The organism is Fretibacterium fastidiosum (assembly GCF_000210715.1).
Lineage (GTDB): Bacteria > Synergistota > Synergistia > Synergistales > Aminobacteriaceae > Fretibacterium > Fretibacterium fastidiosum.
This window is the reverse complement of sequence record NC_021038.1, coordinates 2,447,900-2,455,379: the sequence shown is the minus strand read 5'-3', so window position 1 is coordinate 2,455,379 and position 7,480 is coordinate 2,447,900. Positions and strand designations below refer to the sequence as shown.

Sequence of the window (7,480 nt, the reverse complement as noted above, 5' to 3'; positions counted from 1 at the left end):
CGTGCAGAAAGCGGGGCTGCCGATCCGTGCAGCCCCGCTTTCTTAAAAGAGGCATGTCCCTGCCGCATCTTCGGGCCTCGGTGAGGTTCGTCTTGAAAGAAAGTTCCTAACTGCTATAATTTCATAATGTGTGCATAATTCGGCGGTCGCAGCGAGGGCACGGCCGCGGATTTTGAATCTTTCAGAAAGAGTGAGAGGAAGTGCGGCGATGAAGTTGAGCAGTGACGAAGTGCGCGATATCGCCCTGGAGGCCCGCCTGATCCTGACGGAGGATGAGCTGGCCGCAGCCGTGGGCTACATCAACGGCTTTCTGGACATGCTGGATCGCTTCAATGAGCTGGACCTCGAGGACGTGGAGCCCTTCTGCTTCGCTGAGACGATGGAGTGTCCGCTGCGGGACGACGTCCTGAAGCCCTTTGAGGACCGGGATGCGATCCTGCGCGAGAGCGCGCACGTGGAGCGGGACTACTTCAAGGTCCCCCGCATTATGGAGGATTGATCATGGAGCTCTTTGAGTTGAACCTGCGGGACGCCGCCGAGGGCGTCCGCACGAAGAAGTTTTCCGCGCTGGAGCTCTTTGACGCCTGTTTTGCCCGTGCCGCCTCCTGCGAGCCGAAACTTGCGGCCCTCATCACCCCGACGGAGGAGGAGGGCCGTAGGGGGGCAGAGGAGATCGACGCCCGGATCGCGCGGGGGGAGGACGTCGGCCCGCTGGGCGGCGTTCCCGTCGTGCTGAAGGACAACCTCTGCACGAAGGGCGTGCGGACCACGGCCGCCAGCAAAATCCTGGGCGATTGGCGCCCGCCGTATGACGCGACGGTCTGGTCCCTCCTGCAGGGGGCGGGAGCGGTCCTGCTGGGCAAGGCCAACATGGACGAGTTCGCCATGGGGAACACCTGCGGCAACTCCGCCTTCGGCCCCTCGAAGAACCCCTGGGACGTGACGCACGTCCCGGGGGGCAGTTCGGGCGGCAGCGCCGCGGCTGTCGCGGCGGCCTACGCCCCCTGCGCGCTGGGCAGCGACACCGGAGGGTCCATCCGCCAACCGGCTTCCTACTGCGGCGTCTACGGGCTCAAGCCGACCTACGGCATGGTGAGCCGCTACGGCGTCATCTCCTACGGCTCCTCGTTGGACCAGGTGGGGCCCCTCGCCCGGACGGTGTCGGACCTGCAGCTTGCGATGGCGATCCTGGTCCACTACGACCCCATGGACTCCAGCAGCGTCCCCGGCAAGTCCTTTGACTTCACGCCCCACAAAATGGACCTGAAGGGGAAGCGGGTTGCGTTGGTGAAGGAGTTTCAGGCCTTTACCCTGGAGGCCCCCATCGCAGACGCCATGGCGCGCGTTCGCAGGCTCCTCGAGAACGCCGGGGCCGAAATCCTTGAGGTGGGGCTCCCCACCGTCGCCCGCTATGCGGTTTCCTGCTACTACGCACTGGCCATGTCCGAGGCCCACACGAACCTCGAGCGCTACGACGGCATCCGCTACGGCTATACGGTGGACGACGCGGTCGGCAGCAAGGAGATGTTCGAGGCCGTGCGCTCCGCGGGGTTCGGCAGCGAGGTGAAGTCGCGCATCATCGCCGGCACCTGCCTTACGGAGCCCACGCGCTGCAACGAGTACTACGTCGCGGCGACGAAGGTGCGCACGCTGATCGCGCGGGAGTTCGCAAAGGCTTTCGAGAGCGCTGACTTCATCCTTCAGCCCGTCACGCCGCTGCTGGCACCGAAGATCGGGGAAACGGACCGGGACAAGATGAAGGGCTACGAATCGGACCTCTACACCCTGCCCGTGAACCTGGCGGGGCTGCCGGGCCTCTCCTTCTTCGTGGAGCACGCGGCTTCAGGACTGCCCGTCGGGCTGCAGCTGATCGGCGCCCGCTGGAGCGACCCCGACCTGCTGAACGCGGGGCTGACGCTGGAGGAGTGCCTCGGCTCTCCCTCCATCGCGCGGGGAGGGCTCTGATATGTCCGGGAAGGATGAGAACATGAACAGCGAACTGACGTTTACGCCCGTTATCGGCATCGAAATCCACATTCAGCTCAAGACGGACACCAAGATCTTCTGCGGCTGCTCCACGGACACTGGCGCGGACCCCAACACGAACATCTGCCCCATCTGCATGGGGCTTCCCGGCGCGCTGCCGCGCCTGAACGCTCAGGTGGTGCAGCAGGGCATGCTGGCGGGCCTGGCGCTGCACTGCACGATCCAGCCCCAGTCGCTCTTCTTCCGCAAGTCCTACTTCTATCCCGACCTGCCGAAAGGCTACCAGACGAGCCAGTGCGACCTCCCCATCGTGACCACGGGGTACATCGAGGTCCACGACGACGAGGGGAAGCTCAAGAGGATAAGAGTCCACCACCTTCACCTCGAGGAGGACGTGGGCCGTCTCCACCACAGCGCGGCCGACGGGCGTCTGGAAGGCGCGGCGACGTCCTACGTGGACTACAACCGTTCCGGGCTGCCGCTGGCTGAGATCGTGTCCGAGCCGGACGTCTCCTCGGCGCGGGAGGCGGTGGAATACGTGACGACGCTTCGCCGCCGCGTGCGCTACTCCGGGGCGTCGGACGTGGACCTGGAGAAGGGCATGATGCGCTTTGACGCGAACGTCTCCATGAAGTGCTCCGACGGACGCTGGGGGAAGAAGGTCGAGGTCAAGAACATGAACTCCTTCCACGCGCTGGAGCGCGCCATCGAATACGAGATCAAGCGCCAGAAGAAGGTCCTGCTTCAGGGCGGACAGGTGCTTCAGGAAACGCGCCACTGGAACGACGCCAAGGGCGTGACCACGGCGTCGCGCTCCAAGGAGTTCTACCGCAAGTTCATCGTCGATCCGGACCTTCCGCCCCTCGTCGTCTCGAAGGAGTGGGCGGACGAGGTCACTGCGATGATGCCTGAGATGCCCGACGTGAAGGCGGAGCGCTACGTAGAGGCGATGCATATCCCCCCTGAGATTGCGGACGTCCTGACGGATTCCAGGGACCTCGCGGAGTACTTCGAGGCCTGCGTCGCGGCCGGCGCAGCACCACTTCGTGCGGCCAACTGGGTTCGGACGGAGGTCCTGCGGACCTTGAACGAGCGGCAGATCGGGCTGGGGGACCTCAGGATCGCTCCCAGGGCACTGGCGGAGCTCGTTCAGCGCGTTGAGGACGGCCGGTTCTCCACGACCCAGGCCAAGGACGTTTTTGACCGCATGGCGGAAACGGGCACGACCGTCGACGACGCGGCAAAGGCTTGTGGCATCACCGAGGGCGGCGTCACGGGCGACGCACTGACGGAGATGATCCGCGCGGTGCTGGAGGCGAATCGTGACGTCGTGGACGTGATCCGGTCGGGTAAGGACACGAAGGGCAAGAAGATGAAGTTCCTTCAGGGCCTGGTCATGAAGGAAGCGAAGGGACAGGCGAATCCGGCTGAGCTGCCCGACCGGATCGCGAAACTGCTTGAGGGACTTTAAGGGCTTGACGTCCTGCAAGGGGCGATTAGGATAAAGGCCAGCAAGGCTTTATTTTGAAGCAAACTATATCGAGGAAGGTGTTGGAGGATGGGAGTACGTAAACCTGAGGACACGAGGAGTTTCGCGCTGGTAGCCCATGGTGGGGCAGGAAAGACCTCATTGGCCGAGGCGATGCTTTTCGACAATGGGCAGGTCACACGCATGGGTTCTGTACAGACAGGCAACACGGTCAGTGACTTCCAGCCTGAGGAGCAGAAACGCCAGATCTCAATCAGCACCTCCCTCCTGACGATGGAGCGGAACGGAAAGACGTTCTTCGTCCTGGACGCCCCGGGCTATGCCGACTTCGCGGGGGAGATGAGTGCCGCAATCCGCGTCGCCGACACCGCCGTGATCCTGGTCAGCTCGGTGGGCGGCATCGAGGTCCAGACGGGGCGCGCCTGGGAGTACGCCGGGAATCAGGGCGTGCCCGTCGCCTTCTACATCTCGAAGATGGACCGGGAGAACGCGGACTTCGATAAGGTCCTCGCGGACATCCATGAGCAGTTCTCGCCGAACGCGCTGCCGGTCTTCCTGCCCATCGGTTCGGCGGATAAACTCAGCGGCATCGTTGACGTCCTGAAGGGGAAGGCCTATAAGTACCCGTTGGACGGCAGCGGAAAGTTTACCGAAGAACCCATCCCCGCCGACATGGCCGACGCCGCAAAGGCGGCAAGGGAGGCGCTGTTGGAGGCCGCCGTCGAGATGGACGACGCCTTGATGGAGAAGTACCTGGACGAGGGGGAGGGGGCCGTGTCCGAGGCGGACCTGGCCCGAACGTTGAAGATGGCCATCGTCTCGCGCCGCGTGATGCCCGTCCTGACGGGGTCTGCGACGGCGAACGTCGGGGTGCCGCAGATGCTGGACTTCGTTGCGGATTACTTCCCCTCCCCGGTGGACGTCGGCAGCGTCGAGGCGTACGAGGGCGAGAAGGCCGTCGAGGTGAAGCCGAACCTGGACGACCCGTTTTCGGCCCTCTGCTTCAAGGTCATGGTGGACCCCTACGTCGGCAAGCTGTCCTTTATCCGCGTCTACTCCGGCAGGCTTTCCTCCGACGGCAACAACATCTACAACGTCAAGAAGGGCGAGGACGAGCGGATCAGCTCCTTCAAGATGATGTGCGGCAAGGACGGCAGCGACGTCAAGGAGGTCATCGCGGGCGACATCGTGGCCATCCCGAAACTTCAGAGCACGAAGGTGGGCCACACGCTGGGCACGAAGGGTGGGGCGCCGTACCAGTACGCCAAAATCGAGTATCCGGCCCCCGTCTACAGCGTGGCGATCGTGGCCAAGACGAGGGCGGACGAGGATAAGCTGGGGACGGCCATCTCCAAGACGCTGGACGAGGACCGGGGCCTGACGTTCGAGAAGAACCCCGAGACGCACGACAACGTCCTCTCCGGGATGGGCGACCTGCACATCGACATCGTCCTGTCCCGCATGAAGGAGCGCTACGGAATCGACCTCGAGACCCAAACGCCCCAGGTGCCCTACCGCGAGACCATTCGCAAGATGGCCGAGGCTCAGGGCAAGCACAAGAAGCAGAGTGGCGGCCACGGCCAGTACGGCGACGTCTACGTCCGCTACAGCCCGCTGGAGCGCGGCGCGGGCTTCGAGTTCGTGGACAGCGTGGTGGGTGGCGCGGTGCCGCGCAACTTCATTCCTGCGGTGGAGAAGGGGCTCCACGAGTACATGTCGGAGGGGCCGTTGGCGGGCTTCCCGGTCGTGGATTTCCGCGCCGAGCTCTACGACGGCTCCTATCACGACGTGGACAGTTCCGAGATGTCCTTCAAGCTGGCCACGCGCCTATCGTTCCGCAAGGGCATCATGGACGCCTCGCCGGTGCTCCTCGAACCGATCATGAACGTGGAGGTCACGGTCCCCGAACAGTTCATGGGCGACGTCATGGGCGACTTCAACAGCCGCCGCGGCCGCATCATGGGCACGGAGGGCCACGGCAAGCTGCAGGTCGTCAAGGCGCAGGCCCCCATGGCGGAGATGTTCCGCTACGCGATCGTCCTCCGCTCCATGACGTCGGGCGAGGGCAGCTTCGTCATGCAGTATTCCCACTACGAGGAGGTCCCCGCCGACATCGCCAAGAAGGTCATCGCCGCCCACAAGAAGGAAGACGCGGAGGAGAACTGATCCCGCCCGCGCCTCTGCACCGCAGGGGAGGCCCCGCCATACCGGCGGGGCCTCTTGTCCTGACAGCGGAGATCGTGCCGTCGGTCAGTCCCCGTCCGGAATCAGTTTGAGGTGGCGGCACGCCTTGAGTATGCCGCCGTCGTCGATGTCCTCGGCGACGAAGGAGGCCGCGTCCCTGGCCGCCCGACTGGCCCCAGCGACCGCCACGCCGATCGAGGCGCGGCGCAGCATCTCCACGTCGTTGAGCCCGTCCCCAAAGGTGATGACGTCGGAGGCGTCCGCCCCGAAGTGCTCCATGACGCGCTCAATGCCGTTCCACTTCGAGACGCCTTCGGCCCGCATCTCGACGAGGTCGTGCAGGGCCTCGATCAGGACGCCTGCAGGCGGCGTGGTGAAGGGGCCGTAATCCCCTCTCAGGGGCGGCCGCACCATCAGGCAGCCCAGGAACGCCCGATCCATCTCCCGCAGGGGACGGACGCAGGCGTACCCCGCCTGAACCTCAAAGTACGTCCGCCAGTCCTCGCTTTCGTTGTCCGTGTAGATAAAGCAATCGTCCATCGCGGCGACCTCCTTCGGGAGCAACGCGGCCAGACTGCGGAGCCCGTCGAGGGCGCCCTCCGGCAGGCAGGTTCGGTGCAGGGTCCTCCCACCATTGAGGACGTGGGCGCCGTCCGCACAGACGAGCAGCTCGATGCCGAGGTCCCTCGCAATGGGGTGGGTGAGGAAGGCCCCGCGCCCCGTCGCGAGGGCGGGAACGTGTCCGTTCGCCTTCAAAAGCCGCAGGGCTTCACGCGTCTCGGACGGGATGTGGCTCGTCCCCACGTGGCTGAGCAGCGTGTGGTCGATGTCGAAGAAAACGTACTTGCGTCTCATGGGCTCTCCTTCCATGCTCAAAGGGAGCGCGGATTCACCCGCGAACACTGCCAAAGGCCGCGCCTGGCCGTCCAGCGGAGGGGTTCGGCAGCGCCTCCTTGAAAAAACAAGAAAACTGCGTGCTTTTCGCGACCTGTAAGGCTTAACCCGTCAATCGAATCGCGCGAATCGCGATGCGGTTGACGGTCGCGGGGAGCCTGAACCGCGTACCTCCGTCACCCCTTGAGGCGAAGGGGCAGCCCGCACCAGACCCGGTCCACGATCGCGGCCTCACGCGCCAGCAGTTGGTAGAGGAGCCCCGTCTCGTCGCGCCAGCGCCGTTCGATGGGGTCCATCGGGACGACGCCGCTGCCAACCTCCGACCCGATGAGGACGCAGGTCCTGAGGTCCTCCAGATGAGCCCTGAAGAATTCGCCGGCGTCGGTGCCGGCCAGGAGGAGCCGCCGAACCCCCTCCTGCAGGTTGAGGACCCTGTCGGCGGCGGGGAGGAGGGCGAGGTCCGCCGAGGCGAGGTCGCACGGCGAGAGGGCGGGGCCGTAGAGGGAGTCTGCGTAGGTGCGCTTCCCCATGTGCCGGCCGCCCAGGATCAGGTGCATCGGCTGCGCGCTCACAGCATCTCCCTCAGGACCAGGAGCATCGCCGTCTCCGAAAGCAGGTTGAGGGCCCCCAGAAGGTCCCCTGCGACGCCACCGAAGGCCGTCAGACAAGAGCGCCGCCACAGGAGGAAGACGGCGCACTCCGTCAGGGGAAGGCAGAGCGCCGGCGCGCCCGCCGTCCAGAAGTTCCACGCGGCCAGCAGGGCCGCCCCTGCGACCAGACAGGGCGTGTGCCGCCTCGTGCGCAGCGCCCCCAGGGTCCTGGCAAGTCCGTCCTCCCGCGCAAAGGGCGTGGCGTTCAGCAGGAGCCCCATGCCGAGCCGCGACCACAGGGGGATGGTGCCAAGGAGGAGCAAGAAAGCTGCGGAGG

7 protein-coding genes are annotated in these 7,480 nt (G+C 65.2%); 4 read left to right on the top strand and 3 right to left on the bottom strand.

The genetic code is table 11. The features are described from left to right. Positions 1-208 precede the first annotated feature (208 nt). From gatC to fusA, 4 genes are all read left to right on the top strand, one after another. Complete coding sequence (gene gatC, locus SY1_RS11050; protein WP_015557065.1) at positions 209-499, top strand: Asp-tRNA(Asn)/Glu-tRNA(Gln) amidotransferase subunit GatC; 291 nt, start codon at positions 209-211, stop codon at positions 497-499. Between the two features lie 2 nt (positions 500-501). Beyond that, complete coding sequence (gatA, locus tag SY1_RS11045; RefSeq protein WP_208873809.1) at positions 502-1,965, top strand: Asp-tRNA(Asn)/Glu-tRNA(Gln) amidotransferase subunit GatA; 1,464 nt, start codon at positions 502-504, stop codon at positions 1,963-1,965. Between the two features lies 1 nt (position 1,966). Next, entirely contained in the window at positions 1,967-3,457 is a 1,491-nt protein-coding gene (gene gatB / locus SY1_RS11040) for an Asp-tRNA(Asn)/Glu-tRNA(Gln) amidotransferase subunit GatB (RefSeq protein WP_015557064.1), read from the top strand. 87 nt (positions 3,458-3,544) lie between these two features. Further along, a complete protein-coding gene (fusA, locus tag SY1_RS11035; RefSeq protein ID WP_208873808.1) occupies positions 3,545-5,641 on the top strand; it encodes an elongation factor G in 2,097 nt (698 codons plus the stop codon). Between the two features lie 84 nt (positions 5,642-5,725). On the opposite strand, the gene SY1_RS11030 is transcribed toward fusA, so the two are convergent. The 3 genes from SY1_RS11030 to SY1_RS11020 form a co-directional block, all read right to left on the bottom strand. Continuing rightward, positions 5,726-6,514, bottom strand: coding sequence for an HAD hydrolase family protein (locus SY1_RS11030; protein WP_015557063.1), 789 nt, complete (start codon positions 6,512-6,514; stop codon positions 5,726-5,728). 215 nt (positions 6,515-6,729) lie between these two features. Further along, entirely contained in the window at positions 6,730-7,110 is a 381-nt protein-coding gene (locus tag SY1_RS11025) for a bifunctional adenosylcobinamide kinase/adenosylcobinamide-phosphate guanylyltransferase (RefSeq protein WP_015557062.1), read from the bottom strand. An 11-nt stretch (positions 7,111-7,121) separates the two neighbouring features. Then, positions 7,122-7,480: adenosylcobinamide-GDP ribazoletransferase (locus SY1_RS11020; RefSeq protein ID WP_208873807.1), on the bottom strand; the 359-nt coding region annotated here is incomplete at its 5' end.